Source organism: Metabacillus sp. KJ11-3, from assembly GCF_055808295.1.
The window spans coordinates 2,687,495-2,714,416 of record NZ_CM147865.1 but is presented as its reverse complement, the minus strand read 5'-3'; the positions used below and the strand labels follow the sequence as shown (position 1 = coordinate 2,714,416).

The 26,922-nt window shown below is 35.2% G+C and carries 27 protein-coding genes; 23 read left to right on the top strand and 4 right to left on the bottom strand.

Features of this window, described 5'->3' with window-relative positions:
• From cbpB to AC0L8O_RS13770, 6 genes are all read left to right on the top strand, one after another.
• Nucleotides 1–459: a cyclic-di-AMP-binding protein CbpB gene (cbpB, locus tag AC0L8O_RS13795; RefSeq protein WP_026562806.1), complete on the top strand. Its 459-nt coding sequence runs from the start codon at nt 1–3 to the stop codon at nt 457–459.
• Between the two features lie 212 nt (nt 460–671).
• The gene (locus tag AC0L8O_RS13790; RefSeq protein WP_473443053.1) at nt 672–2,174 is read left to right on the top strand and encodes an MDR family MFS transporter; all 1,503 of its coding nucleotides are present in this window, start codon (nt 672–674) and stop codon (nt 2,172–2,174) included.
• Nucleotides 2,175–2,349: 175 nt separating this feature from the next.
• Nucleotides 2,350–3,231: a LysR family transcriptional regulator gene (locus AC0L8O_RS13785; RefSeq protein WP_473443051.1), complete on the top strand. Its 882-nt coding sequence runs from the start codon at nt 2,350–2,352 to the stop codon at nt 3,229–3,231.
• Between the two features lie 106 nt (nt 3,232–3,337).
• The gene (dapD, locus tag AC0L8O_RS13780; protein ID WP_026562803.1) at nt 3,338–4,048 is read left to right on the top strand and encodes a 2,3,4,5-tetrahydropyridine-2,6-dicarboxylate N-acetyltransferase; all 711 of its coding nucleotides are present in this window, start codon (nt 3,338–3,340) and stop codon (nt 4,046–4,048) included.
• A gap of 84 nt (nt 4,049–4,132) precedes the next feature.
• Nucleotides 4,133–5,260 (top strand): N-acetyldiaminopimelate deacetylase, encoded by a 1,128-nt coding sequence (locus AC0L8O_RS13775; protein ID WP_473443049.1) that lies wholly within the window; start codon nt 4,133–4,135, stop codon nt 5,258–5,260.
• Between the two features lie 213 nt (nt 5,261–5,473).
• A complete protein-coding gene (locus AC0L8O_RS13770) occupies nt 5,474–5,719 on the top strand; it encodes a YkuS family protein (protein ID WP_026562801.1) in 246 nt (81 codons plus the stop codon).
• Between the two features lie 63 nt (nt 5,720–5,782).
• Here the strand turns inward: AC0L8O_RS13770 and AC0L8O_RS13765 are convergent, their stop codons facing one another.
• Nucleotides 5,783–6,616: a mechanosensitive ion channel family protein gene (locus AC0L8O_RS13765; RefSeq protein ID WP_473443047.1), complete on the bottom strand. Its 834-nt coding sequence runs from the start codon at nt 6,614–6,616 to the stop codon at nt 5,783–5,785.
• Between the two features lie 392 nt (nt 6,617–7,008).
• Between AC0L8O_RS13765 and AC0L8O_RS13760 the strand changes: the two genes are divergently transcribed.
• The 7 genes from AC0L8O_RS13760 (at nt 7,009) to AC0L8O_RS13730 (ending at nt 11,280) form a co-directional block, all read left to right on the top strand.
• A complete protein-coding gene (locus AC0L8O_RS13760) occupies nt 7,009–7,551 on the top strand; it encodes a peroxiredoxin (RefSeq protein WP_473443045.1) in 543 nt (180 codons plus the stop codon).
• Nucleotides 7,552–7,655: 104 nt separating this feature from the next.
• Nucleotides 7,656–8,267 (top strand): molybdenum cofactor guanylyltransferase, encoded by a 612-nt coding sequence (locus AC0L8O_RS13755; RefSeq protein ID WP_473443043.1) that lies wholly within the window; start codon nt 7,656–7,658, stop codon nt 8,265–8,267.
• A gap of 29 nt (nt 8,268–8,296) precedes the next feature.
• Complete coding sequence (locus AC0L8O_RS13750) at nt 8,297–9,577, top strand: molybdopterin molybdotransferase MoeA (RefSeq protein ID WP_473443042.1); 1,281 nt, start codon at nt 8,297–8,299, stop codon at nt 9,575–9,577.
• Nucleotides 9,556–10,080 carry a molybdopterin-guanine dinucleotide biosynthesis protein B gene (mobB, locus tag AC0L8O_RS13745; RefSeq protein ID WP_473443040.1) on the top strand — a complete coding sequence of 175 codons (525 nt, stop codon included), beginning with the start codon at nt 9,556–9,558 and terminating at the stop codon, nt 10,078–10,080. The genes AC0L8O_RS13750 and mobB overlap by 22 nt, the downstream gene beginning before the upstream one ends.
• On the top strand, nt 10,073–10,528 hold the full coding sequence (locus AC0L8O_RS13740; RefSeq protein ID WP_473448886.1) for a molybdenum cofactor biosynthesis protein MoaE: 456 nt from the start codon (nt 10,073–10,075) through the stop codon (nt 10,526–10,528). The genes mobB and AC0L8O_RS13740 overlap by 8 nt, the downstream gene beginning before the upstream one ends.
• Entirely contained in the window at nt 10,525–10,758 is a 234-nt protein-coding gene (moaD, locus tag AC0L8O_RS13735; protein ID WP_473443038.1) for a molybdopterin converting factor subunit 1, read from the top strand. Before AC0L8O_RS13740 ends, moaD begins: the two co-directional genes overlap by 4 nt.
• Nucleotides 10,759–11,076: 318 nt before the next feature.
• The gene (locus AC0L8O_RS13730) at nt 11,077–11,280 is read left to right on the top strand and encodes a cold-shock protein (protein ID WP_216773001.1); all 204 of its coding nucleotides are present in this window, start codon (nt 11,077–11,079) and stop codon (nt 11,278–11,280) included.
• A gap of 38 nt (nt 11,281–11,318) precedes the next feature.
• Here AC0L8O_RS13730 and AC0L8O_RS13725 read toward each other — a convergent pair whose 3' ends face one another.
• Nucleotides 11,319–11,498 (bottom strand): H-type small acid-soluble spore protein, encoded by a 180-nt coding sequence (locus tag AC0L8O_RS13725; protein WP_026562794.1) that lies wholly within the window; start codon nt 11,496–11,498, stop codon nt 11,319–11,321.
• 302 nt (nt 11,499–11,800) lie between these two features.
• Here AC0L8O_RS13725 and AC0L8O_RS13720 point away from each other — a divergent pair, with 302 nt between their 5' ends.
• Nucleotides 11,801–12,769, top strand: coding sequence for a phosphatidylglycerol lysyltransferase domain-containing protein (locus AC0L8O_RS13720; RefSeq protein ID WP_473443036.1), 969 nt, complete (start codon nt 11,801–11,803; stop codon nt 12,767–12,769).
• Between the two features lie 199 nt (nt 12,770–12,968).
• Here the strand turns inward: AC0L8O_RS13720 and AC0L8O_RS13715 are convergent, their stop codons facing one another.
• Entirely contained in the window at nt 12,969–13,256 is a 288-nt protein-coding gene (locus AC0L8O_RS13715) for a DUF6509 family protein (protein WP_473443033.1), read from the bottom strand.
• 276 nt (nt 13,257–13,532) lie between these two features.
• On the opposite strand from AC0L8O_RS13715, the gene AC0L8O_RS13710 reads away from it, so the two are divergent.
• The 5 genes from AC0L8O_RS13710 to AC0L8O_RS13690 all read left to right on the top strand — a co-directional run bounded on the left by AC0L8O_RS13710 (nt 13,533) and on the right by AC0L8O_RS13690 (nt 20,525).
• Complete coding sequence (locus tag AC0L8O_RS13710; RefSeq protein ID WP_473443030.1) at nt 13,533–15,026, top strand: BCCT family transporter; 1,494 nt, start codon at nt 13,533–13,535, stop codon at nt 15,024–15,026.
• A 205-nt stretch (nt 15,027–15,231) separates the two neighbouring features.
• Complete coding sequence (locus tag AC0L8O_RS13705; protein ID WP_473443029.1) at nt 15,232–16,500, top strand: ammonium transporter; 1,269 nt, start codon at nt 15,232–15,234, stop codon at nt 16,498–16,500.
• 55 nt (nt 16,501–16,555) lie between these two features.
• The gene (locus AC0L8O_RS13700; RefSeq protein ID WP_473443027.1) at nt 16,556–17,545 is read left to right on the top strand and encodes a DUF294 nucleotidyltransferase-like domain-containing protein; all 990 of its coding nucleotides are present in this window, start codon (nt 16,556–16,558) and stop codon (nt 17,543–17,545) included.
• Between the two features lie 77 nt (nt 17,546–17,622).
• Nucleotides 17,623–18,246, top strand: coding sequence for an exonuclease domain-containing protein (locus AC0L8O_RS13695; protein WP_473443025.1), 624 nt, complete (start codon nt 17,623–17,625; stop codon nt 18,244–18,246).
• Between the two features lie 266 nt (nt 18,247–18,512).
• Nucleotides 18,513–20,525, top strand: a complete 2,013-nt coding sequence (locus tag AC0L8O_RS13690; protein ID WP_473443023.1) for a methyl-accepting chemotaxis protein — start codon at nt 18,513–18,515, stop codon at nt 20,523–20,525.
• Nucleotides 20,526–20,645: 120 nt separating this feature from the next.
• Here AC0L8O_RS13690 and AC0L8O_RS13685 read toward each other — a convergent pair whose 3' ends face one another.
• A complete protein-coding gene (locus AC0L8O_RS13685; protein ID WP_473443021.1) occupies nt 20,646–20,837 on the bottom strand; it encodes a histidine kinase in 192 nt (63 codons plus the stop codon).
• A 320-nt stretch (nt 20,838–21,157) separates the two neighbouring features.
• Here AC0L8O_RS13685 and AC0L8O_RS13680 point away from each other — a divergent pair, with 320 nt between their 5' ends.
• The 4 genes from AC0L8O_RS13680 to AC0L8O_RS13665 all read left to right on the top strand — a co-directional run bounded on the left by AC0L8O_RS13680 (nt 21,158) and on the right by AC0L8O_RS13665 (nt 26,772).
• Nucleotides 21,158–22,912, top strand: a complete 1,755-nt coding sequence (locus AC0L8O_RS13680) for an ABC transporter ATP-binding protein (protein ID WP_473443019.1) — start codon at nt 21,158–21,160, stop codon at nt 22,910–22,912.
• An 8-nt stretch (nt 22,913–22,920) separates the two neighbouring features.
• The gene (locus AC0L8O_RS13675) at nt 22,921–24,741 is read left to right on the top strand and encodes an ABC transporter ATP-binding protein (protein ID WP_473443017.1); all 1,821 of its coding nucleotides are present in this window, start codon (nt 22,921–22,923) and stop codon (nt 24,739–24,741) included.
• 221 nt (nt 24,742–24,962) lie between these two features.
• Nucleotides 24,963–25,121, top strand: a complete 159-nt coding sequence (locus AC0L8O_RS13670; protein WP_169908394.1) for a hypothetical protein — start codon at nt 24,963–24,965, stop codon at nt 25,119–25,121.
• Nucleotides 25,122–25,332: 211 nt separating this feature from the next.
• The gene (locus AC0L8O_RS13665) at nt 25,333–26,772 is read left to right on the top strand and encodes an NAD-dependent malic enzyme (RefSeq protein WP_473443015.1); all 1,440 of its coding nucleotides are present in this window, start codon (nt 25,333–25,335) and stop codon (nt 26,770–26,772) included.
• Nucleotides 26,773–26,922: the final 150 nt, after the last annotated feature.

The following is a 26,922-nucleotide window of genomic DNA, read 5'->3' as shown; positions in this document are numbered from 1 at the left end:
ATGTTTAGCTTAAGTGCCAATGAATTAATGGGTTTAACTATACAAGATTTAATGATTTCAGGGGATAAAGTAGCACATGTCCAGATAGGTAATAATTTAGAGCATGCATTATTAGTTTTAACAAAAACAGGCTATACAGCCATTCCTGTTTTGGACCCGACATTTACATTACATGGACTTATTGGAATGAATTTAATAATGGACAATATTTTCGGATTGGAACGAATTGAATTTGAAAAGTTAGAGAATATGAAGGTCGAAGAAGTGATGAATACGGATATCCCAAGGTTGTATTTACATGATACCGTTGAAAAAGGCTTAGACCTTGTTGTGAATCATCCGTTTGTTTGTGTGATAAATGAAAACAACATATTTGAAGGTATATTCACAAGAAGAGCGATACTAAAAAAAGTAAAAAAACAAATTCAACTTGCTAATAATGGAAATGATAGTGAATAAATATGTAGAAAGATTGAATGATGAAAAAAGGGGACTGTGCACATTTTGCAACATAAGATGACAGTCCTTTTTTATCTGGATTGTTATTTAATCATTTACTTTTTTATACTTTAAGAAAGTTTATCTATATAGATTATAGTATAAGAAAAGACATCGCCTTCCGCCATCCTTGGCGGTGTGTCGTGTTTTCTAAAAGGAAGGTATTATTTCAAATGGGACAAGAACTGTATGTTTTAAAAGCAAAGGAACGTAAAACAAAGCGACCCTATGTGCTGGCTACGGTAATGTTAGCAATGTTTATGGCAGCAATTGAGGCGACAATTGTGGCAACAGCCATGCCTGCCATCGTTGCAGAATTAGAGAATTTTTCCCTCTATAGCTGGGTATTTTCATCGTATTTATTAATGAATGCTGTGACTGTATTGATTTATGGGAAATTATCTGATTTATTTGGCAGGAAGCCAGTTCTAACCATTGGTATTGTCATCTTTTTAATTGGTTCAATTTTATGTGGAATGGCTTCATCAATGGAAATGCTTATTTTTGCACGTTTTGTGCAAGGTTTCGGTGCAGGTGCAGTAATGCCGATTGCCACAACCATTGTTGGTGATATTTATACAAAAGAAGAAAGAGCGAAGATTCAGGGATATTTGTCCAGTGTGTGGGGAATCTCAGCGATTATGGGTCCTGCTATTGGTGGATTGTTAGTGGAATTTGTTAGTTGGAGATTTGTTTTTTGGATTAATATTCCCCTTGGAATACTTGCTATTATAGGATTGTATTTATTTCTACAAGAAAATATAGAAAAACGTAAACCTCAGGTTGATTATGGTGGTGCTGTTTTTTTAACAATTGCTGTCACTTCCTTTATGTTTATCCTGGTAGAAGGCGGAGTTCGCTTTGATTGGCTTTCCTTACCAGTCTTATTGCTGTTTTTGCTATCATTATTTAGCTTTATTGTTTTTGTTTTCTATGAAAGAAAAGTTGATGACCCAATGATGCCTTTTGAGCTTTGGAAAGAGAGGTCTATATTAGTAGCAAATCTTACATCCTTAACTACTGGAGTTATCGTAATAGGATTATCGACATTCCTCCCAACATTCGTACAAGGAGTTATGGAAGAAAAGCCAATCGTTGCTGGTTTCACTTTAACAACAATGTCGATTGGTTGGCCAATTGCCGCAATGATATCAGGCAGGGCCATATTGAAGATTGGCTTTAGAACAACCTCTATATTTGGCGGAATATCACTAATTCTGGGAAGCGTTGTATTTATTTTCTTATCAAGCGGCGATAGCCCAGTTTTTGCTGCTTTTGGTTCTTTTTTAATTGGTACAGGTATGGGACTTACTACTACAGCCTTTATTGTTTCAATTCAAAGTACGGTTGAGTGGAATAAAAGAGGAGTAGCTACAGCGACGAATATGTTTATGAGGAATGTTGGCAGCACTATTGGCGCAGCTTTATTAGGCGGGATATTAAACAGTCAGTTGATTTCATTCTTTAAAAGCGAAGGTGTAGATAATGAATTAAACCTCGATTCAACAACACTTATTTTAGATGATCAACAAAGAACATCACTAACTTCACAAGCGCTAAAGATCCTCAAAGAAGGCCTTGAAATGGCTCTTCATCATGTTTTTATAGTTATATTAGGTTTTGCTGTTTTAAGCTTTATCTTGATCACATTTTTGCCTAAAAAAGAAAAAATATAATGAGGACTGCCCAAATCTTTTTGGCAGTCCTTCTTTTGTTATCTTTTTTAACGATATATAAAATCCTTTACAAAAGTCACCGATATCCTTATGATACAATTGATACCTCAATAACTAAATAAGTATTTTTTTAGTTTTTTCTATAAGGAAAACTTATTATGAAAAGGGTGAGTGGATGCAAACTTCTGAACTTAGAATGCTGGTTGTTTTAGCAGAAGAAATGAATATGAGAAAAGCGTCTGAACGACTGTTTGTTTCTCAACCAGCATTATCACAGCGGTTACAAACAATTGAAAAGTCTTGGGGATTACAATTATTTATCAGATCACAGAAGGGCCTTACTCTAACTCCAGCGGGTGAAAAAATTGTTGCTTATGCACAAGAAGTCGTTCTAAAAGAAGACAAAGTAAAAGAAGAAATACTGGCGCTGGAAGGTGAGGTACACGGAACATTAAAGCTTGCTGTGGCTTCTATAATTGGCCAACATTGGCTACCAAGTGTATTAAAAACATATGTTAGAAAATATCCTCATGCAAAAATATCACTCATCACCGGGTGGAGTAGTGAAATTTTGAAAAGTATGTATGAAGATCATGTTCATTTAGGAATTATACGTGGAAATCCTGAATGGAAAGGGATGAAAAAACACCTATTAACAGACACGCTTTACCTGGTAGATACCGAGATACAGAATATTGAAGAAGTCCTACATACGGAAAGACCTTTTATTCAATTTAAAAGCGATTCCTCTTATTATCAAGAAATACAAGACTGGTGGCATCGCCAATTCAATACATCACCAAAGAGAACGATTGTTGTTGATCAAATTGAAACATGTAAACAAATGGCGTTGAATGGAATTGGTTATGCCATTCTTCCTTCCGTCACATTAAAGGATGAGGAACAGGAGGTGTTTAAAATACCACTTCTAGAAGAAGATGGGAAGCCAATTGAAAGACATACTTGGTTATTGGGTTTTGAGTCATCCTTTGAATTAAAACAAGTAAAAGCTTTTGTCGAAATTGTGGAAGAACATCAAAGGGATGAATGTTATTAGAAAAATAAGAATTCGACAATATGACAAATTTAACAGATCTCTTGTCAACAGTTTGATCCTTTGATACAGTAAAGAATGACTGACATAGTACAAGGAGGAAATACATATGAACATGATGGATGCAAATGAGATTATCTCATTTATACAAAACAGTAAAAAATCAACACCTGTAAAGGTTTACGTTAAAGGAAACCTTGAAGGAATTAATTTTGGGGATTCTGCTCAAACCTTTATTACTGGAAACACAGGGGTTGTTTTTGGTGAGTGGGCTGAAATTGAAGCAGCATTAGAAAGCAACAAAGCAAATATTGAAGACTATGTGATTGAAAATGACCGTCGTAATTCAGCTATTCCTTTACTGGATCTTAAAGGAATTAAAGCACGTATCGAGCCAGGTGCGATTATTCGTGACCAAGTTGAAATTGGGGATAATGCAGTTATTATGATGGGTGCTTCTATCAATATCGGTTCTGTCATTGGTGAGGGAACAATGATTGATATGAACGCAACATTAGGTGGACGCGCTACAGTAGGTAAAAATTGTCACATTGGTGCAGGTTCCGTATTGGCAGGTGTTATTGAACCGCCTTCTGCAAAACCGGTTGTTATTGAAGATGATGTTTTGATTGGTGCTAACTGTGTTGTTCTCGAAGGTGTAACAGTTGGTAAAGGTGCCGTTGTAGGTGCTGGATCAATTGTAACAAAAGACGTTGAGCCATATACAGTTGTATACGGTGCCCCAGCCCGTAAAATTAAAGATATCGATGCTCAAACACAATCTAAAACTGAAATTATGCAAGAACTAAGACAATTATAAGAATGGTGAGGATGACTCTGGATGGTCTATACAACAGACTATTTCGTATAGTCATCCTCTTCTGTATAGAGAGGATTGGTCATTGTGGGGACAGAACACCTTATTCAAATACGCAGGGATCTACATCGGATTCCTGAGATTGGTTTTCAGGAATTTAAGACACAACAATATCTTTTAAATCTCTTAAAACAATTTCCGGAACACCGTTTGAAAGTAAAAACGTGGAAAACGGGTATATTTGCTTTGGTGAAAGGTACCAATCCACAAAAAACGATTGGCTATCGAGCTGATATCGATGGGCTGCCAATAACAGAAGAAACAAACGATGATTTTAGCTCTGAACATCCAGGATTCATGCATGCATGTGGACATGATTTTCATATGACAATTGCGATTGGTATATTAACACATTTTGTGAAGAATCCAATTTCAGATAATGTCCTATTTTTATTCCAACCGGCTGAGGAAGGACCAGGTGGGGCAGAGCCAATGTTAAATAGTGATATAGCTAAAGAATGGAAACCAGATATAATCACAGCACTCCATATTGCTCCAGAGCTCCCAGTTGGAACAATTGCAACAAAACCAGGTCTGCTTTTTGCCAACACATCAGAGTTGTTTATCGATCTGAAAGGAAAAGGCGGACATGCTGCATATCCTCATACAACAAATGATATGGTTGTAGCTGCATGTTCATTAGTTACTCAGCTCCAAACTATTATTGCCCGTAATATAGACCCATTAGACAGTGGTGTTATTACTATTGGAAAAATAACGGGTGGAACTGTACAAAATATCATTGCCGAGAATGCAAGATTAGAAGGTACAATACGAACATTATCCGTAGAATCTATGGAAAAGGTCAAGGAAAGAATCGAAGCTATTGTAAAAGGGATCGAAATAGGGTATTCATGTAAAACAATGATTGATTATGGTTCGATGTATCATCAAGTAGACAATGATGAGATGTTAACGAGAGAATTTATGGAATATATTTCAGATCAGACGAGCTATGATGTAAGAGAGTGTACAGAAGCGATGACAGGTGAAGATTTTGGATATATGGTAGATCAAATATCAGGCTTCATGTTCTGGCTAGGTGTAGGCTCGCCATATGGGTTACATCATGCGAAATTACAGCCAGATGAATCAGCCATTGGAGTTGCAGTTGATATTATGTGTAAATATATTTCTTATAAAGCAAACCAATAATGTGGAAAAGCAATCGGTGAGAACCAATTGCTTTTTTTGAGCAACCGACGGTGTAGGATTTTGACGAACGATGTCTAATAGTGGAAAAACATAAAAATTAAAGAAAAAATCTTAAGGATTGATATATTCTGTTCATAGTCACATATTATCACCAATTTACAAAGTATATTTTATCCAACTGTGTACACAATACTTGTAGGAGGTGGATAAATGATGGCAAAAATCGGTGTAGAACAATCATTATCTGATGTTACTTCAGCATTACAAGAAAAAGGGTATGATGTTGTCCAATTAAACAATGAAAATGATGCAAAAGGCTGTGATTGCTGTGTTATCACTGGTCAAGATTCCAACGTAATGGGGATTAGCAATGCAGTAACTGCTGGTTCAGTTATTCAAGCTAGTGGTTTATCAGCAATGGAAATCTGCCAACAGGTTGAAAGTAAAGTAAATCGTTAATAGCAAGAAAATTGCAAACTACAAAAAGAGCCTAAAGTTTTTCAGGCTCTTTTTGAACAATATTTATTTTTTCTCCACGTTCACTTGATGGGGATATGGAATTTCAATCTTATTAGCATCAAATGCCTCTTTAATTGCTTTACGAAGGTTACGTTCGACTGCCCATTGCTCCATATTTTTTGTTTTTGCAAGAACTCTAATGACAACATCTGAAGATCCAAGTGCTTGCACACCCAAAACATTTGGGCCATCCACAATATTTTCATCCTCTGCAGAAAGTTTATCACATACATCTTGTAATACTGAAATGGCCTTGTCGATATCATCGTCATAGGATATACCAATATCAACTAATGCCCTCATGTTTCCACGTGAATGATTGCTTACATTAGTTATTTCCCTGTTTGGAACATAGTGAAGTGTACCGTCAAACCCTCTAATCTGTGTAGTACGCAGTCCTACTTGCTCTACAATCCCATCAAAGCCCGCGACTGTTACATAGTCTTCAACATCGATTTGCTTTTCCAACAGCAGGAAAAAACCAGTCACTACATCACTAACCAATCCTTGTGCTCCAAAGCCGATCGCTAATCCTACAACACCTGCTCCAGCTATTAAAGCAGAAACATTATAATTAAAAACTTCAAAAATCATGACAATAAAAATAAAAATTAACACATAGGAAAAAATGTTTAAGGTCAAACTGTGTAACGTTAAAGCTCGTCCATTCGATATATTTTCACGTTCTTGTAACCTATCGAACATCTTTCTAATTACTTTGTTTCCAATTGCTTTAACTATTAAAAAAGCAATTATGATACCAAGTAATTTCAAAATAATAATTCCTGCAGTGGTCATTAGCGCTGACCACTCAATTTTTTCAAAAAAATCCATCATTCAACATCCTTTCTCGAAATAGAGGTTCTTTCAACGTGCACGCAATAGCTGGAATTATACTCTAAATTTTAAAGAAAGAACACATTATTAATACCCTCCGCCTACCATGTTAAACATATTTTGTTCAAAAATGAAGGGTTTAAGCTCAGTTGTCGTAAATTACGGGCAATTTGAATAGTAGATTTGAATATCGCTTAAACTACAAAATAGGATTTGTTCCAGATTGTCTCCTTTATTTTATATAAGTTCCGGAAAAGTGTAAGTAAGAAAGTATGAAATTTTGACTTAGTGTTGGTGTCTAGTGCAAGCGCCTAGTCCTTCGGAGCTGATCAAGGCGTTTGTGCTTTTCTTAGATAACACATAAATAGAACATGATTAGGAGGAATGGTATAATGACAGAACGAATGGTTGGAAAACAAGCGCCAAGATTTGAAATGGACGCTGTATTAGCTAATAAAGAATTTGGTAAGGTAAACTTGGAAGACAATATGAAAAATGATAAGTGGACTGTTTTGTTTTTTTATCCTATGGATTTTACATATGTTTGTCCGACTGAAATTACTGCACTTTCTGACCGTTATGAAGAATTTGAAGAATTGAGTGCAGAAGTGATTGGTGTTTCAACGGATACAATCCACACTCACTTGGCATGGATTAAAACGGATCGAAAAGACAATGGCTTAGGCAATATTAAATATCCTTTAGCGGCTGATACAAATCATTCTGTCTCACGTGACTATGGTGTGTTAATTGAGGAAGAGGGAATTGCCCTTCGCGGATTGTTTATCATAAATCCAGGTGGAGAACTTCAATATGCAGTTATAAATCACAACAATATAGGGCGTGATGTTGATGAAACATTACGGGTACTTCAAGCACTTCAAACAGGAGAACTCTGTCCTGTAAACTGGAAGCCGGGACAATCTACGCTTTAATTATAGTGAATGGACAGCGGTAAAAAATGAAATTAGTCGGTTACCATATGTCGGTAACTGACTTTTTAAATTTTAAGTTAAAAAATCAGAGGGGATGGGGGAAAATGCAACAAATTATAGGGGTTTTACTCGCGGGAGGAGAATCAAGGAGATTCGGTCAACCTAAAGCATTTGCAGAGTACAATGGTAAAAAATTCTGGCGCTATTCAATGCAGGCCTTAAAAGAAACAACTGAAAAACAGGTTATTGTAAGTCATCAAAATCTTTTAACGAAATTTACTGATGAAACAAAAGTAAATGTTATAACTGATGATCATCAATTTATAGGAGATGGTCCTAAAGCTGGGGTATATACTGCGATGAAAATCGAAGTGTCAGAGTGGTTTGTTATTTTGTCATGTGATATTCCTCTCATTACTGGAGAAGTGATTAAAAAATTACTAGCTTATATTTCTTCAGGTAAGAAAGTCATTATTCCAAAAATTGAAGGAAAGTTACATCCCTTAGTAGGAGTATATCATCACTCAGTTTTTCCATTAATTGAAAAGCAATTAGTAAATAAAGATCGAAAAATGATGACACTTCTAAATCAAGTTAACGTATTGTTTGTGACGGAAAAGGAATTAAATATAGATCCTAAAATATTTAGTAACATAAACTCACCAAAAGATTATGGTATGCTATTAAATAATGATAAAATATCAGAATCTAAATAGTAAACTATATTTGTCTCGGAGAGGATTATATGATTGAAAAAAGAAAGCCATTACCAGTAAAAGAAGCAATAAAGAAAGTGATGAGTTTTGCGACTGTCGGAGACATAGAGCAAGTACCCCTTAGAGAAAGTTATGGACGGTATTTAGCGGAGGATTTAATTGCAACTCACCCAGTTCCACCTTTTGATCGGTCACCCTACGATGGGTTTGCTATACGTACGCATGATACAGTTAATGCCAAAGCTGATCAACCCGTTGAATTTGAGGTGATTGATGAAATCGGTGCCGGTAGTGTTAGCAAGGAAAGTGTTGGTCAAAATCAAGCGATCCGTATCATGACAGGTGCGCAAATGCCTTGTGGCAGTGATGCGGTTGTTATGTTGGAATTAACGAAAGTTTATACGAAGGACAATAAAGTATATATGTCGATAAAAAGACCCTTTCATAAAGGTGACAATGTATCTTTTAAAGGTGAAGATACACCAGAAGGAAGTATACTTGTTAAAAAAGGTACATACATCACGCCGGGAACTATTGCGTTACTTGCAACATTTGGTTATGAAATGGTTAAAGTGGTAAGGCAACCACGTATTGGCATTATTGCAACAGGTAGTGAATTATTGGAAGTTGGTGAGCCCCTTGAACCAGGCAAAATAAGGAATAGTAATTCATTTATGATAGAAGCACAGGCAAAAAGAGCTGGGGCACAACCGATATACCTCGGGAAATTAGCCGATGACTTTGAAACTTGCTATAAAGCTGTAGTTGACGCCTTGGAAGAGGTAGATATTTTACTCACAACGGGAGGCGTTTCTGTTGGAGATTATGACTATTTGCCGGATATTTATCAACGTTTAGGGGCCAATGTTCTATTTAATAAAGTTGCCATGAGACCTGGGAGTGTGACAACGGTAGCTGAATACAATGGTAAGTTATTATTCGGGCTTTCTGGAAATCCATCTGCATGTTATGTTGGGTTTGAGTTGTTTGTTCGACCAATTGTTCGACATTTCTTATACTCAACCCGCCCGCATTTACAAAAGGTTACAGCTGTTTTAGGAAAGGATTTCTTAAAGCCAAATCCTTTCACAAGATTTGTAAGAGGATCTTTTCAACTAATCGATGGACAAGTTATTGCAAGCCCTGTTGGTTTGGATAAATCGAATGTCGTATCATCATTAGCTGATGCTAATGTCTTTATTGTCTTGCCGGGAGGATCAAGAGGATATAAAACTGGAGATATGATTGATCTCTTATTATTTGAAGATCAACTAGGAAGTGACACGCATTGGGCAGAATCCTTCAAGTAGTCGGATATCAAAACAGTGGAAAAACCACATTTGTCACGGAGTATATTAGAGAAGCGGCTAGATATAAATTAAAGGTGGGTACCATCAAACATCATGGGCATGGTGGAGCATTAACCCAAAATGATAATGGGAAAGATACTCAAAAACATCGTGAAGCAGGCGCGCAAGTATCGTTTATCGAAGGAAATGAATCTTTTATTTTATCTTCAAATCAATTTAAATTAACACTTTCCCAGATGATATCTTTGTATAATACATTTTGCTTAGATGTTATCTTAATAGAGGGCTATAAATTTGAGGGATATCCTAAAGTTGCTTTGCTTCGATCTCATGAAGATCTTCCGATGTTAAAAAAATTAGTTAATATTACATGTGTATTGGCCAGTTTCTCATTACCTCTTGAAGTTAGAGAAAAATATCTAATCTTTTCTTCTCGAGATAAGTGTATTGAATGGCTTATGATAAATGAAGTAGGTGAAGATATTGACAACGCAAATGTTTGAAATTGTAAAGAATCCAATTTCAATAGAAGAAATTACTAATAAAGTTATACGTAACGAGGCCGGCGCTGTTACAACTTTTACTGGAACGGTAAGAGAATTTACATATGGAAAACGTACCTTATCACTTGAATATCAAGCTTATGAAAAGATGGCAGTGAAAAAGCTCGAACAAATAGGGGAAGAAATAAAAGTGAAATGGAGTGACGCGAAAGTAGCGATTACTCATCGGATCGGGAAATTAGAGATTTCAGAAATTGCTGTTGTAATTGCTGTGTCAACCCCACATCGTAAAGATGCTTATGCAGCAAATGAATACGCGATTGAAAGAATAAAACAAATCGTACCAATATGGAAAAAAGAAATTTGGGAAAGTGGAGAAGCTTGGATAGGAGATCAATTAGAAAAAACTCCATATCCAGAAGGAAAGCCGATGGAGGAAGATAAATGATAAAAGTACTTTTGTTTGCTCATTTACAAGAAAAGGTTGGACAAGAAAGCATTAGTATTGAAAGAAACCAGACAACAGTGAAGGACATTAGAGACTATATGTTATCCGCCTATGACTTAGGAAATTTAGAAAATGTCATGATTGCTGTAAATGAAGAGTATGCTCTGGAGGATGATATGGTTAAAGCTGGGGATGTAGTAGCCTTTATTCCTCCTGTTAGTGGCGGGTAATCCTTTTTTCGTAGTTTTATTATCGTAATTTTTTCAAGAGTATTAGATAAAAAGGGATTTAATTTGACAACATCATTATATTGATCTATAATAGATCTTTATGCTTGATTAAAATCCTCACTATATAGTGATTTGTGGATGAAACGTATAATGTGCTTTCAATTCACACTGGCGCGGACTAGGAGCCGTAAGGACGGAAGAGAGGTAGGGCTTTCGTTGTTTTGAGTAACGGCAATTTCGATAATAAAACAATTGATCATAATATATTCTAGTTAAAATATAGAGCAACGTTTTAAAAAATCTTTGGAGGTTCTACTTATGAAAACAACTGGTACTGTAAAATGGTTTAATTCAGAAAAAGGTTTTGGATTTATAGAAATTGCTGAAGGAAATGATGTATTCGTTCACTTCAGTGCTATAACTGGTGAAGGTTTTAAAACGTTAGAAGAAGGACAAAAAGTTGAGTTCAACATAGTTGAAGGTAACAGAGGTCCTCAAGCAGAAGACGTAGTGAAATTATAAGCATAATTTAAAATGTGGACTGACATATGTCAGTCCATTTATTCTTCAATTAATACATCCACAGGAACGTTTTTTTCAGCTTGGGGATTACTCAGTGAGAAAATACGAGCAGTTCCTTGATCCTCATTTACAGATTGGATATAAATGGATTCACCTTCGTATTGCACATTCACCATTTCTCCCATATTTGCAATTTCTTTCGCTCGATTTACATTCATTTTCTCCACTCCTTTTTTACAACGATAAAAGTATTAAATGTAAAAGCCTATCTATACATTTTCCTAAACCGATAAAATTATGCCAAAAAACTTATGTTAAAATGTATTTTCTAAAATAAGTGAATGTGTTATCTTTTATAGAGGAAAAAGGGGGATCAAGTGTATTGTTTATTGCAATAGTCATACTTTTTACTATCATGGTCGTAATAACCTTTCTATTAACCAACTCTCTCAAGAAGGATCACCATAAAATTAATGTTTCTTTTACTTCATCTTTTATAAAAAGATTTGGTGGAAATACATTGTCACATTTGCTTTTTTTAGAAGATAAACAGTTATTTTTAGCGCAAGGTGATTCGGTGTTAATTTCATATAAACAAATGGGGAAAAAGCTATTCGTTTTAGGTGATCCGATTGGTGATGAAGATAAGTTTGATGGTGGATTAGAGGAGTTTTTTGATTTTGCTTTAAAGAACCGTATGACACCGATTTTCTACCAAGCATCTGAGAAGTATTCTTCGAATTATCTAAAGCGAGGTTATCGTTTATTTAAAATTGGAGAAGAGGCAAAAGTTGATTTAAAAACCTTTGCTATTGAAGGAAAAAAATTCAGTAATATGCGAAACATAAGAAATAAATTTTCGAAGGAAGGCTATCGTTTTTCAGTTGTTCATCCTCCTTTTAGAAAAGAATTACTAGAGGAATTGCAATTTGTTTCAGATGAGTGGTTAAATGATCGTAAAGAAAAAGGTTTTTCAGTAAGTTCTTTCTCTGAGAAATATATCGGCCATTTTTCAGTGGCCTTATTTCGTGATCCTGATGGCTCTTTATTAGCGTTTGCTAGTCTTCCTACTGATTATCAACAGAAGCAAACAATAAGTATTGATTTAATGAGATATAGAAAACACAGCCCGAGAGCAACGATGGATATGGTGTTCGTTTCAACTATTCTTTGGGCGAAAGAAAAAGGATACTCAGTTTGCGGTTTGGGAATGTCTCCTTTATCTAATGTTGGAATAGATCCCGGCTCACCTTACCAGGAGAAATTGGCAAGATATGCTTTTTTGAATGGGTGTAAATACTATAACTTTAAAGGTTTAAGAAAGTATAAAGGAAAGTTTGCGACAAATTGGACTCCGCGATACTTGGTCTACAAAAAATCAGTATTGGTTATTATTATCATCCAGCTCATTATAATTGTGAGGAAAGTGCCTAAACAGAATGAACTAATTTTCTTAAGGAAACTTACGCGGGATAAACAGGTGGTTTGAGAGGACAACATTAAGTTGTCCTCTTTTGTTTTTGCTTAGGAAACGATAAAATTCTTTGTACTGTGGATAAGTCTCGGCATCCAGCTCCAGTGCCTAGCACCTCGACGTCATAAGCCAATTTAGAATTGAAGGCAAAGAACGCCTTCTATTCTAAATCGTCTTATTTGCCTTAGGTTGTTCAAGGCACTTGCGCATTTGGTTAAAATTCTGCCACAAGTTTCTCGCAATAGGCTTTTACTTGCTGCTCTTCTTCTTCTTCTAGAGCGAAATCTAATACTTCCCCTGTCGTGCTCTCGATAAAATCATATTGAGCAATCTTTGATTGGTTTTGATCAATGGCAAAGATTAGTTTCAATTTAATTCCATGTTCACTATATAACTCATCCTCCTCATCAACTTCTAATGTAAGGAAAATTTCATAACGTTCGCCGGACAAAATGCCAAATGGATCTTCCAGTTTTTCGATTGTTGATTCAATAATGTTCATATTAATACCTCTTTCATTATCCATATACAAGGTTTTGTTTTGCATTTAATATTATAGCTCTTTCATTGGGTTAAGCCAAATTTAAGAAAATTGATTGAATGGAGTGATGCATATTAACTCAAAAGCTCCGGTTTTATGTTTAGTTTTAATAAAATGGGTTAATTTTCCCTATCGAAGAGATTAGTAATTCTTATAAAAAAGAGAAATGCTACATAATAAACACAAATACATTTTTTAAGTTTTTTCTATGATCTACATCAAAAGGAGAACAATATAATGGAAAAAGTAACAAAGGTTTTTTGGATTTCAATCGTAATTGCCACTTTTTTTGTTGGTTGGGGTGTTGTTGCTCCTGTTCATCTAGGGGAAATGATGGATAAAACGAAGGGCTTTTTTCTAAGTAGCTCTGGTTGGTTTTATCAATTGTCTGCAACATTCTTTTTGATTTTTGCATTGTTTTTAATATTTAGTAGGTATGGAAAAATTAGACTTGGTGATGATGGTGAAAAGCCGGAATTCAAACGACCTACTTGGTTTGCGATGTTATTTAGTGCAGGGATGGGTATTGGATTGTTGTTTTTTGGAGTTTCGGAACCAGTATCACATTTCGCGAGTCCACCAATCGGAGATGGAGGGACCGCTGATGCTGCAAAGGTGGCACTACGCTATACGTATTTGCATTGGGGCTTCCATGCATGGGCTATTTACGCAGTGATTGCACTAGTGTTAGCTTATTACAAGTTCAGAAAAAAGCAGCCTGGATTGATGAGTGTAACATTAACTCCTTTGCTCGGGAAACGCGCAACCGGAACACTGGGAATAATTATTGATGTTATAGCTGTCTTTGCTACGATTTTCGGGGTGGCTGCATCTCTTGGTCTGGGAGCAGCACAAATTAATAGCGGATTAAATTATATAACAGGTATTCCGATATCTTTTACGATACAGTTAGTTATTATTTCAATTGTGACTGTCTTATTTATGTTATCAGCTACGACGGGTATTCAAAAAGGGATAAAATATTTAAGTAATGCTAATTTAATAATGGCTGTTATTCTTCTTATCGTCTTTTTATTCCTAGCACCTACTGGTTTTTTATTGGATTTGTTTACGACAACTTTAGGTAGTTATATTCAAAATTTACCTAGCATGGGATTAAGACTTGCTCCATTTAACGAGGAAAATGCTTCATGGATTCAAGACTGGACGATCTTTTATTGGGCATGGTGGATAGCATGGGCACCATTTGTAGGAACATTCATTGCTCGTGTTTCGAAAGGAAGAACGGTGAGAGAATTCATGATAGCTGTATTAGTTATACCGACACTTGTTTGTATTTTTTGGTTTGCAGTATTTGGTGGTACCGGTATTTACTACGAGTTTTTTGAAGGGCTGGATGTAAGTGGCCAGACATTGGAGACGGTTCTATTCTTTGTTTATCAACAATTACCACTAACAGGATTATTAATTGTCATAACACTAATGTTAATTACCACATTCTTTGTTACATCAGCTGACTCAGCTACCTTTGTTTTAGGGATGCAAACAACTAACGGAAGTTTAAACCCGCCAAATATCGTGAAAGTTGTTTGGGGATTTTTCTTATCAGCATCCGCGGTCGTCTTAATGCTCTCAGGTGGATTAAATGCGATGCAAACAGCAATTATTGTTAGTGCATTTCCTCTAACTTTTGTCCTAATTGCGATGTCGTTTTCAATTCTTAAGGACTTTAGTAAGGAAATGAAAAGGAAGAAAGTCATAAAACAATGAATCGTCTTAGAAAGCATCTCATGTTGTTTGGGGTGTTTTTTATTTATTTTGTTTTTTAGATTGTGTCAGATATTCTAACATTAAATTATCAGAAACTTTAAAAAACAGGTTGACACTTGTAGAATATCGTATAGAATAGTAAATAAGAAATAGATGTTATATTTTCTAACATCTTAAGTTAAGTATACAGACAGGAGGAAATAGTATGGAAGACACTTTGTTTTTGATGAATAGTGTTTGGATTATGTTAGGTGCAATTTTAGTTATTTTTATGTTAGGTGGGTTTATTTTACTAGAAGCAGGATCAACAAGAATGAAAAACGCCGGTCATATTGCTGGTAAAACAATTTTCACAGTTGGTCTTGCATCATTAGTGTATTGGGCAGTCGGTTATGCATTTACATTTGGTGGAAATGGAAACTTTTTCGTTGGATTAACAGACTTCTTCTATTCAGGAGCTCAAGCAGAAGGGGCAAGTTATTCGACTGCAGTATTCTTTGTATTTCAATGTGCGTTTGCTTGTATCTCAATTACAATTGCTTTAGGTGGTTTCGCTGAACGTGCTAAATTATCTGTTTATCTTGTATTTACAATTCTATTCTCAGCACTTATTTATCCTGTAATAGCTCATTGGATCTGGGGTGGCGGATGGTTAGCTGAACATGGTAAGCAAGACTTCGCAGGATCAACTGTTGTTCACTTAACTGGTGCAATGGCTGCATTTGCAGCAACAATTCTCTTAAAACCTCGTATCGGAAAATACAATAAAGATGGCTCAGCAAACAATATTCAAGGACATAACCAAGTCTTTACAGCTCTAGGTGTGCTAATTCTTTGGGTAGGTTGGTTTGGATTTAATGCAGGTAGTACTGTAGCAGTTGATGAAGGGTTCTTTGGATTTGTCGCAATGAATACAAACTTAGCTGCGGGAGCAGGTGCAGTTTCCGCACTTCTTATATCTTGGATGGTTTTAGGAAAATCAGATGTACCTACTATGCTTAATGGTGCATTGGCAGGATTAGTTGCAATCACTGCATCATGTGCATTTGTAGACACATGGGCAGCAGTTGTAATTGGATTTATTGCTGGTATTCTAGTATTCTATAGTGCAAGATTCTTCGAAAAGAGAAAAATTGATGATCCAATCTTTGCACTTTCTGTTCACGGTGTAGCAGGTGTCTGGGGCACATTATCAACAGGATTCTTCGCAACACCGGAATTGGCTACTGTTGGTAAACCGGGCCTATTCTACGGCGGTGGTTTTGATCAATTAGGTGTACAGTTCATGGGTGTAGCTGTCTCAGGAATTTACGCATTTGTTGTATCATTTGTTATCCTGGCTATTGCCAAGAAAGTAATGAACGGTTTGCGTGTAACTGAAGAAGAAGAAGTGATGGGATTAGACATGAGTGAGCATGGAAGCTATGGTTATCCTGAATTATTTGCTTCCAAAGATCAAAATGTTGGTTCATAATCAGGATAAGTGGTCTAGAACACTCATTTTGACAAAACGTGAGGAAGTGTCTCTCATGAAAGGAAATTTCGATTCCTATGAATCAATTAAAAAATGGAAAGATGAACATATCCACAATTATGAGTCTGAAACAAGAATCTTGAATGAGTTTCATGATGAGATGATGAGGAGTGCTAGTCAAATAGCACTCTTTCATCATGAAAGAACTTATGGAAAACCTCCATGTCCTTATTCTTGGTTTATAACAGGAAGTGGAGGTCGTTATGAACAAGGAATTATAAGTGATCAGGATCATGGTTTAATTTATGAGCAACATTCTAATCAGGCAAAGGAGTATTTTAATAAGCTTGGTGAAGAATTATCTAAAGGATTATTTCTTATCGGGTATCCGTATTGTGAAGGAAAAGTTATGAGCTCAAATCCCTTATGGTGTAAATCATTTCAGGATTGGAAAGGTCAGCTTATTCATTGGATGGATGAAAGAAGTTGGGAGTCGATAAGATATTTACAAATTTTTTATGACTCCCGAAGTTTGATAGGCAATGGTGATCTTGTGAAAGAGTTGAAGAAAATCATCTATGATTATCAACAAAAGGAGCCAATGCTTTTGAAGCGGCTTATGGATAATATACAGCATATTAAACAATCCGTAGGTCCACTGGGGCAAATTTATGTGGAGCAAAGCGGTCAATACAAAGGTTCGATTGATTTAAAGAAAACGGCATTTTTACCTTATGTAAATGCTATAAGAGTTTTGGCAATGAAAGAAGGCATTTTAAAAACTTCAACTATAGACAGGTTGAATTGCCTATCTGAAATTGGAAATTACAAAAATGATATGCCCTATTACAAACATAACTTTGAAAAATTACTCAAATACAGAGTCATGTTATTTAAAAGTGCTACTTCATATGATGATGTTCATTACTTGAATATAAAAAAGATGTCAAAGGAAGAAAAACGTGACATGAAATGCATTTTAAGGGATGGAAAAAAACTTCATTATTATGTAGAAGGGATTATTGATAAAGGGTGTTTATCATGACATTTGACCCGTTTTTTTTTATGAAAGGAAGGCTAGGCGGATCACAAGGGAGGCAATCTCATCAGCAGGTTGCATATATGAGACAATTGCAGCGAGAAATGAAGGTTGAAGAAACGTTAAATATTCCGCTTACAGACCTTAATGTCATTGTGTTTGATATTGAAACAACCGGATTTTATCCTGATCAAGGAGATCAAATAATTTCGATAGGTGCTATTAAGGTAAAGGGAGATGAAATCAAAGAGAGAGAGACATTTTATTCTTTGGTCCGCTCAGAAAAAAAGATTTCTGAAGAAATAAGTCAACTAACAGGATTAACAAACAAAGAGTTGGATCATGCTCCATTATTATCTGAGGCACTATTTGAATTTTTTCAATTTACTCAAGACTATACACTTGTCGCACATCATGCTAATCATGAGAAAAATTTCCTTCAGCATGCTTCATGGAAGTTATATCGTGCTCCGTTTAAACATCGTCTTGTTGATATGTCTTTTCTGTATCGAATTGCAGAACCTGATCAAAAGTTGGTCACTCTTGAAGAATGTTGTGAGCATAATGGTATTTCTATCCATGGAAGACATCATGCTCTATATGACGCAAAATTAACGGCAGAACTTTGGAGTATATACGTAAATAAACTCCGTCAAAAAGAATGTTATTCATTAAATGATCTTTATGAGCGATATACGATTGCTTGATTTATTAGAGGGACAGTCTTAGGTGATCATACAACCGGGGCTGTCTCTCTTTTTTTGCTTTCCTTAAAAATAAAAATTAGGTAGAAAGTAATAGTGATGAATGATTAAAGAGTTGTCGTTATATTCAGAATATACAAAATTGAGATTATTTTGTAGTCATATTGAGTTAGACATAGTATGATTGACCTATATGATTGTTAGTCTAATATAACGATGGAAAAATGAAATTCTTTAAAGTTACATATTAAAAAGAGGAGAATGGCATCATGAAAGATTTATTCGAACGTATAAAAAAATTACGAAGTAAATGGAATTCCAATTTAACAATAAGAAAAAAATTAATCATTGCTTTTGTATCTATATTACTGATACCGAGTTCTTTGATAGGGCTAATTTCGTATAAATCGGCACAATCAGAGTTGGAAAAAAGTATGTTACAAACCGCCCGGGAAAGTGTCCAACTTATTAATTCTTCTTTAAATGCTCAACTTGAGCCAATAAAAGAGGATATCGAATATTTTGCTAAAACAGCAAAAACAGCTAATGCTAAAGTAGAAACTGATGATTTTGAGAAAATCATGATGAAATTTAATCAGTATATTCAAACAAAGCCAAGTGCTCAGGCGATTTATATCGGATTTAATACAGGTGATATGGTTGTTTCACCTAGGTCTGTCCAGTTACCAGATGACTATGATCCAAGAGATCGTCCTTGGTATACCCTAGCAATGGAAAATAAGGGGGACGTTGTCATAACGGATCCATATATTGATGCCGACACAAATGAAATATCTGTTACGTTTGCAAAGGTACTTAACGATGCTTCTGGTGTTATAGCCGTTGACATTGATATTAACTCTTTAAGTGAGTTGACTAGTGAGGTAAAGGTAGGGAGTGAAGGATATGTCACGATTATTGATAAGACTAAAAACTATATCATTCATCCAACAATGCAAGGCGAAGAGGTCAAGGGAACTTGGGTAAATAAATTATTTGAAAGTGAAAAGGGGGTTTTCGCTTATCAATTAGATCATAATGATATGCGAATGGATTTTACTACCAATGAGCTTACTGGATGGAAAATTGCTGGTACGCTTTATTCAAGTGAAACAACAGAGAGTGCTAATGGAATTCTGCAAGACACTTTAATTGTCATTATTATTTCTTTTGTAGTAGGTGGGATCATCATTTTTATGATAATAAGAGCAATTTTACAGCCGATTCGTAAGTTGATTCACACATCTGAAAGTATATCGAATGGTGATTTAGGCGTTGCGGTTGATACAAACACTAATGATGAAATTGGCAAGCTGTCTAAAAGCTTTAAAATAATGGTTGAAAACCTGCGTAGTATGATCACTAATTTACAGTCTGCTTCTGAACGAGTTAGTTCATCTTCTGAAGAACTAATTGCAAGTGCCGATCAAACAACGGCAGGGACAAAACAAGTAACAGAAGTTATCCAAGAGGTTGCTGCAGGTGCGGAACAACAAACTTTAAAAATCGAGGCAAATAATGCAGCATTAGAAGAAGTTCTTCAAGGTGTTCTTCGCATTTCTTCAAGCTCTCAAAGTGTCTCGAACTTAGCACAAGATACAATAAATGAAGCTGAAATCGGTGGGGAATATGTAAAGAATAGTTTAGAACAAATGAGATTTATTCATGCCTCTGTTACAGAATCTAACAAAGTCATTCAGTCGCTTTCTATTCGTTCTCAAGAGATTGGAAAAATATTAGACGCAATATCAGATATTGCGAATCAAACAAATTTATTAGCACTTAATGCAGCTATTGAGGCTGCAAGAGCTGGAGAACATGGGAAAGGATTTGCAGTTGTTGCAGATGAAGTACGGAAATTGGCTGAACAATCTCAACAATCAGCAGGACAAATCTCTGCACTTATCTCTTCTATACAACATGATACTGACCAATCTGTTGAGGTTATGAATGAGGTATCCAAAAACGCTGAACAAGGGCTTTCTATTTCAACAGAAACCTCAGAAAAGTTTGATGTAATAATGAATCGAATGAATAGGATGACTCCACAGATCGAAGAAGTATCAGCAGTTGTCCAGCAAATTTCTGCTGCTGTACAGGAAGTAAGTGCTTCAGCCAATGAACTAGTTGTTATTGCAAAAGAAAGTTCAGCCACTTCTGAAGAAGTAGCTGCTACAACAGAAGAGCAGCTTGCTTCTATGGAAGAAATTACTGTGGCTGCAAAATCATTAACGGATATGGCTGAAGAACTTCAATCAATTATTGATCGCTATCATGTATAAATCTTCCAAACTAGCTAATTTTACAATTGTTAAATTAGCTAGTTTTTTTGTTCTAAAGAATTTTGGGATAGGATCGTCATTTCGAAGGTTAACATAATGGATGAACCTTCGAAATAATAATTAATGTTGTTTTTGATTCTGATTACCTGGAAATAGAAAATAGGAGATAACACCAGAAATGAAAGCTCCTCCTAACGCTATTAAGGTTCTTATGCCAATTGTAATATCTTCACCATAATTTTGATCAAGAATTCTGATCGCAAAAATAAAGACAATAATTGAAATAGGGATGACGATTTTTAACCTTTTCAATATGACACATCCTTCAGGGAAAAGTAACATGTTCATAGTTTAACATAAAAAAGGAAAAGATCGTGTGATATTAATAAGTAAAGCTGAGTTAGAGGGGGTATGTTGTACATAGTTAACACTAATGAGAGATCGGAATGGGTTTAGTATGTATTCTGATTTCCGTCCTTTGGAGTAGGTCTGTTCATTCTATAGTTGTGTTTTTTTAAAGATTCAGATAAATATATGGAAAAATATTTCGATTCCCGATATATTTAAACGTATCACGTTATATGTATAGATAATGTGATCAAAAATGGAACATGTGAACGGGGAGGGTATATATGGAAACCTTTAAAAAGCTGAAAAGCTTTTATTGGCCATATAAAAAGTATTTTTTATGGTCATTGTTTTTTGTTTTATTTATTACCACCATTACTGTGGTCTATCCAATTGTTCTTCAATTAACAATTGATGAAATTGTTTTAAAAGAACAATATGAATATATCCCATGGATTGTAAGTGGATTTTTAGCATTAATGGTTGTAAAAGGGGTATCTGCATTTTTTCATCAATATTTAGGTGATATGTTTGGAATTCAATCTGTGTACCGGCTTCGGAATGCATTGTACGAGAAGCTCCAGAGGTTGCCTTTTATGTATTATGACAATGCAAAAACAGGTGACTTAATGTCCCGGCTAACTGCTGATGTAGAAGGATTTCGTTTCTTTTTATCTTTCGGGTTTTCAGAACTAGTTCGTTTTATCCTTTTAGTGTGTGGGACATTAACGGTCATGTTTATTTATTCTGTACCATTAACTTTTGCTACGATTGCTGCATTACCGTTTTTAGCCTTGACAGTTTATCGTTTTGATAAAAGAGTTCATCCGGCCTTCCGGAATATTCGTAAATCATTTGGGAAATTGAATACAAATGTTCAAGAAAATATTAGTGGGATTCAAACCGTAAAAGCACTTTCTCGAGAGGACTTTGAGATAGGAAAATTCAATCAATCAAATGGAGATTATAAAGAAAAATCTTTAACAACTTCATATGTTTGGGCGAAGTTCTTCCCGCTTATGGAGCTGATAGGTAATATTTGTGTTGTTGCATTACTCGCATACGGAAGTATTTTAGTCATTCAAGGTAGTCTTCAACCAGGTGAACTTGTCGCATTTTTTAGCTTAGTTTGGTATTTAATGGGCCCGATTATGCACTTGGGATTTGTTATTAATCTATTTTCTCAATCAAAAGCTTCTGGAGAAAGATTGCTGGAAATTCTCGATGCCGATGAGAAGATTAGAGATATGGATACATCAATTTCCGAGACAAAGATAAATGGCAATGTCGAGTTTCATCATGTTAGCCTTCGGTATAAGGATGAGGATGAGCTTGCGTTAAATGACATTTCATTTAACGCAACATCTGGAAAAACAATAGGATTAATTGGTGCAACCGGGTCTGGGAAAACGAGCTTAACCCAACTTATAACACGGTTTTATACTCCATCAAGTGGGCAGATTGTTATCGATGGCAAAGATATTAGAGATTATTCCTTACATGCATTACGTTCAAATATTGGAGTTGTCTTACAAGAATCATTTTTATTTTCTTCCACAATAAAATCCAATATTTCATATGGCAGACCAGATGCTTCAATGGATACCATTATTGATGCAGCAAAAAGAGCACAGGCACATGACTTTATTATGGAACTACCAAATGGTTATGACACTATGCTTGGTGAGCGGGGTCTTGGTTTATCTGGCGGCCAAAAACAAAGAATTGCGATTGCAAGGGCTATTTGTTTGAATCCAAGTATATTAATTTTAGATGATTCCACGAGTGCGGTTGATATGACAACAGAATTTAATATTCAAAAAGCGTTAAAAGAAGTTATGAAAGGAAGAACTACTTTCATAATTGCTCATCGTATATCATCTTTAAAGCACGCTGATGAAATTCTTGTCCTTGAAAACGGTTTAATTACTGAAAGAGGAAAACATGAGGAATTAATCAGGAAAGATGGCTATTACAAACGAATTTATGATATTCAATATAAGGACCAAAAGGCTGTTTTACAGTCAACGGCAGGGTAGGTGTTATTATGGATCATAAGCAAAAAAAAGAAAAAATTATGGAAAGGTTTCACTATTCCACAGACACAATTATTGATAAACCATTTAACTGGAAGCAAATGTGGAGACTTTTCAGCTATTTAAAGCCGTACTCAAAAAATTTGCTTCCAGCAGCATTTGTTGCGGTATTCATTTCAGCACTTGTCAGGTTGATTGCTCCAATCTTAATTGGAAAGTATACACTTGACTATGCTATTGCTAATAAAGATATAAATCTATTAACAGTATTAGTTGTTACAATTGCAGGATTGTATATTTTGTCTTATATTGCCAATAAATTCCGCATTAAATGGATGAATATGTTGGGTCAGAATGTAATATATGATATACGTAAGCATTTATTTACACATGTTCAAACGTTGTCACACCGATTTTTTGATCAACGTTCGGCAGGTTCGATTCTTGTGCGAATTATGAATGATATTAATTCACTTCAAGAATTGTTTACTAGTGGAGTTATTAATCTATTAATGGATTTTATCCTTTTAATTGGTGTTGTTGCCTTATTATTTACGTTAAGTCCACAACTAACGTTAGCTATCTTAATTATTGTTCCATTAATGTTTTTTATTTCTACAAGCTTACGAAAAAAAATACGCCGTTCCTGGCAAACTGTAAGATTAAAACAATCAAAATTAAATTCTCATTTAAATGAGTCCATTCAGGGAATCCGTGTAACACAATCATTTACACAAGAAAAAGAGAATATAGAATTCTTTGATGGCGTGAATAGTGAAAACTTCCGTGCTTGGCAAAATGCAACAAAAAGAAATGCAATGTTTACACCGATGGTTGAAATGACAAATGCAATTGGAACAGCGATTTTAATTGCATACGGTGCCAGTTTAATAGCAAATGAATCAATTACGATCGGAATCTTCGTTTCATTTGCCTTTTATTTAGGCATGTTTTGGGAACCGATCTCACGCTTAGGGCAGGTATATAATCAGTTGCTGATGGGGATGGCTTCATCTGAACGGATTTTTGAATTCCTGGATGAAAAACCGATAGTGGCTGAATCTCATAGTCCTATTTCTCTAAGAAATATGGATGGGAAAATAACGTTCGAATCTGTAGAATTTGCCTATGATTCCTCAAGAAAGGCATTACATGATGTCTCTCTTACCATTGATGCTGGGCAAACAGTAGCCCTTGTAGGGCATACAGGGTCAGGTAAAACGACGATAGCAAACTTAATTAGTCGTTTTTATGATGCAACAGCTGGAAAGGTAAAAATTGATAACATTCATATAAAAGATTTATCGATTCAGGAACTAAGATCACAAATAAGTGTTGTTCTTCAGGATACTTTTATATTCTCTGGAACGATCATTGATAATATCCGTTTTGGTCGTCCTGAGGCATCTGATGAAGATGTTATTGAGGCAGCTAAAGCAGTAGGTGCAGATGATTTTATTAAAAATCTGTCAAGTGGCTATTTTACTGAGGTAGAAGAAAGAGGGAACATTTTATCAGTAGGTGAAAGACAATTAATTTCATTTGCAAGAGCATTGCTTGCAGATCCGCGCATCATCATCCTTGATGAGGCAACCGCTAGTATTGATACAGAAACAGAAGTGAAAATTCAACATGCATTGAGAACACTTTTAAAAGGAAGAACTGCAATTATGATAGCCCATCGACTCTCAACCATTCGAGAAGCTGATAATATCATTGTCCTTGACCATGGTCATATTATAGAACAGGGAAGCCACCAACAATTGATGGAGAAAAAAGGTATTTACTATGGGTTAGTGAAAGCACAGTTTAATATGTTAGAAGTAGGATAAAAAAGCGTTGACCTAACGCTTTTTTTTCTTGCAATAGATAGAGTTTATTCGTTGAAAGGTAATAAGCTTAAGTGATCTAGCTTCAATGGTATAGTTCATAAATTTGAACATTATGTAAAATATATTTCTACCTATTTACAATACTTAAAATTAGAGATATTATTTTTGGTGGAAGTAAAATTGTTTTTTAATCCACTAATTATTGGAGGCACAACAGGAAAATGTGGGTCATAACCTTGTATGATGAAGAGAATATTAAAATGTATGAGTTTGATAATGAAGAGGAAGCAAAACAATCTTTGAAGAAGATGAAAGGTCAAACCATTCTCTCACATGTTGTCTATTTTAATGATCAAATTTTAGAAGCTGTTCATCCATAAATGATGATACCGGCACCCTTTAATAAAAAGGGTGCCGGTTTTTTTGTGAAAATGAGTTTTTAGATAAACAAGAAGAAAACAGTTACAATTTATAAAAGTTGTACTAAAATGGAAATAGGATATTTAAAACGCTTACAATGAACGTTTATAAGTGAGCTGTATTATTCTTGAAAATATCCCTCTTTAAAAGTAAAAGATATGGAGGTCAGAGATGTCACAATTAAGTAATGCTAGCACAAATATTATTATTCGATTGCATTTTCAAAAAAACTTAATTACCTTTAGTGAAATTGCAAAAGTAATAGGTGAAGTTGGCGGAGATATAATAGGGATTGATGTGATCTCTACAAGCAAAACACAAACAGTACGAGATATTACGATAACAGTAAAAAATCAGAAGCATGGTCAAAACGTAATGGATGTTCTAGGGTTACTAAAAGGTGTAAAAGTCATCTCGGTTTCCGATCGTACTTTTCTCTTGCACCTTGGAGGAAAAATAGAAGTTACACCAAAAAATCCTATTAAAAACCGCGATGATTTATCAAGAGTTTACACTCCAGGTGTTGCACAGGTTTGTCGTGCGATAGAAGATGAACCACAAAAAGCTCACTCATTAACAATTAAGCGAAATACCGTTGCGGTTGTTTCTGATGGTACAGCCGTTTTAGGCTTAGGTGATATTGGTCCATTAGCAGCGATGCCTGTAATGGAAGGGAAAGCAATGTTGTTTAAGCAAATGGCAGATGTTGATGCATTTCCAATATGTCTTGACACGAAAGACCCTGATGAGATTATTAAAATTGTTAAAGCGATTGCACCTGCATTTGGCGGTATAAATTTGGAGGATATTTCTTCACCAAGGTGCTTTGAAATTGAGGAAACACTTAAATCTGAATTAAATATTCCTGTTTTTCACGATGATCAGCATGGTACAGCTGTTGTATTGTTAGCAGGGCTTTATAATGCGTTGAAGTTGACAGGAAAGAATATAGAAGAAATTAAAGTCGTTCTTAATGGAGTGGGAGCTGCAGGAACAGCTTGTGCCAAAATGTTGCTAGCAGCAGGTGTCCGTCAAATTATTGGAGTTGATCGCGTAGGTGCCCTTAACAAAAATGAATCCTATGAAAATCAAAACTGGACAGCCTTTTCTCAAATGACTAATCCGGATAACTTAAAGGGTTCGCTTACAGATGTCATTAAAGGTGCTGATGTTTTTATTGGAGTATCTGCACCAGGAGTTTTAACAGTAGAACACCTTCAATCAATGGCAAAGGATCCTATTGTATTTACATTAGCAAATCCGGATCCGGAAATTGATCCGGAAATTGCAGAACCGTATGTAAAAGTATTGGCCACCGGACGCTCTGATTATCCAAATCAGATTAATAATGTTTTATGTTTTCCAGGTATTTTTCGCGGTGCATTAGATTGCAGAGCTTCAGAAATCAATGAGCAGATGAAGATTGCTACAGCAAAAGCAATTGCGGATGTTGTTTCAGATGATGAATTAAGTGAAACATATATTGTACCTAGTGTTTTTAATCAAAAGGTTGTTGAAAAAGTTAGACAAGCAGTTGTCAAAGCTGCTCATGAATCGGGTGTCGCAAGAAAAGATTTGTATAAAGAAGAAAATAGTTTCCAAGAAAATTGATAGGTTAATACTCTTAAGTTCATCTTCTATATAATCTTCATGAAGGCATATTTGAAGGTTATATAGATCATGGTACTTAAGAGTTTTTTTATACGATCAGAAAATTTAAGATTTTTATTCATTGATAGTTAAAAGAATTTAAGAATTTCT

Bases quoted from the DNA above. Each gene is read 5' to 3' on its own strand.
- cbpB (WP_026562806.1), top strand. From the start codon at position 1: ATGTTTAGCTTAAGTGCCAATGAATTAATGGGTTTAACTATACAAGAT.
- AC0L8O_RS13790 (WP_473443053.1), top strand. From the start codon at position 672: ATGGGACAAGAACTGTATGTTTTAAAAGCAAAGGAACGTAAAACAAAG.
- AC0L8O_RS13785 (WP_473443051.1), top strand. From the start codon at position 2,350: ATGCAAACTTCTGAACTTAGAATGCTGGTTGTTTTAGCAGAAGAAATG.
- dapD (WP_026562803.1), top strand. From the start codon at position 3,338: ATGAACATGATGGATGCAAATGAGATTATCTCATTTATACAAAACAGT.
- AC0L8O_RS13770 (WP_026562801.1), top strand. From the start codon at position 5,474: ATGGCAAAAATCGGTGTAGAACAATCATTATCTGATGTTACTTCAGCA.
- AC0L8O_RS13765 (WP_473443047.1), bottom strand. From the start codon at position 6,616: ATGATGGATTTTTTTGAAAAAATTGAGTGGTCAGCGCTAATGACCACT.
- AC0L8O_RS13760 (WP_473443045.1), top strand. From the start codon at position 7,009: ATGACAGAACGAATGGTTGGAAAACAAGCGCCAAGATTTGAAATGGAC.
- AC0L8O_RS13755 (WP_473443043.1), top strand. From the start codon at position 7,656: ATGCAACAAATTATAGGGGTTTTACTCGCGGGAGGAGAATCAAGGAGA.
- AC0L8O_RS13750 (WP_473443042.1), top strand. From the start codon at position 8,297: ATGATTGAAAAAAGAAAGCCATTACCAGTAAAAGAAGCAATAAAGAAA.
- AC0L8O_RS13740 (WP_473448886.1), top strand. From the start codon at position 10,073: ATGTTTGAAATTGTAAAGAATCCAATTTCAATAGAAGAAATTACTAAT.
- moaD (WP_473443038.1), top strand. From the start codon at position 10,525: ATGATAAAAGTACTTTTGTTTGCTCATTTACAAGAAAAGGTTGGACAA.
- AC0L8O_RS13730 (WP_216773001.1), top strand. From the start codon at position 11,077: ATGAAAACAACTGGTACTGTAAAATGGTTTAATTCAGAAAAAGGTTTT.
- AC0L8O_RS13725 (WP_026562794.1), bottom strand. From the start codon at position 11,498: ATGAATGTAAATCGAGCGAAAGAAATTGCAAATATGGGAGAAATGGTG.
- AC0L8O_RS13715 (WP_473443033.1), bottom strand. From the start codon at position 13,256: ATGAACATTATTGAATCAACAATCGAAAAACTGGAAGATCCATTTGGC.
- AC0L8O_RS13710 (WP_473443030.1), top strand. From the start codon at position 13,533: ATGGAAAAAGTAACAAAGGTTTTTTGGATTTCAATCGTAATTGCCACT.
- AC0L8O_RS13705 (WP_473443029.1), top strand. From the start codon at position 15,232: ATGGAAGACACTTTGTTTTTGATGAATAGTGTTTGGATTATGTTAGGT.
- AC0L8O_RS13700 (WP_473443027.1), top strand. From the start codon at position 16,556: ATGAAAGGAAATTTCGATTCCTATGAATCAATTAAAAAATGGAAAGAT.
- AC0L8O_RS13695 (WP_473443025.1), top strand. From the start codon at position 17,623: ATGAGACAATTGCAGCGAGAAATGAAGGTTGAAGAAACGTTAAATATT.
- AC0L8O_RS13690 (WP_473443023.1), top strand. From the start codon at position 18,513: ATGAAAGATTTATTCGAACGTATAAAAAAATTACGAAGTAAATGGAAT.
- AC0L8O_RS13680 (WP_473443019.1), top strand. From the start codon at position 21,158: ATGGAAACCTTTAAAAAGCTGAAAAGCTTTTATTGGCCATATAAAAAG.
- AC0L8O_RS13675 (WP_473443017.1), top strand. From the start codon at position 22,921: ATGGATCATAAGCAAAAAAAAGAAAAAATTATGGAAAGGTTTCACTAT.
- AC0L8O_RS13670 (WP_169908394.1), top strand. From the start codon at position 24,963: ATGTGGGTCATAACCTTGTATGATGAAGAGAATATTAAAATGTATGAG.
- AC0L8O_RS13665 (WP_473443015.1), top strand. From the start codon at position 25,333: ATGTCACAATTAAGTAATGCTAGCACAAATATTATTATTCGATTGCAT.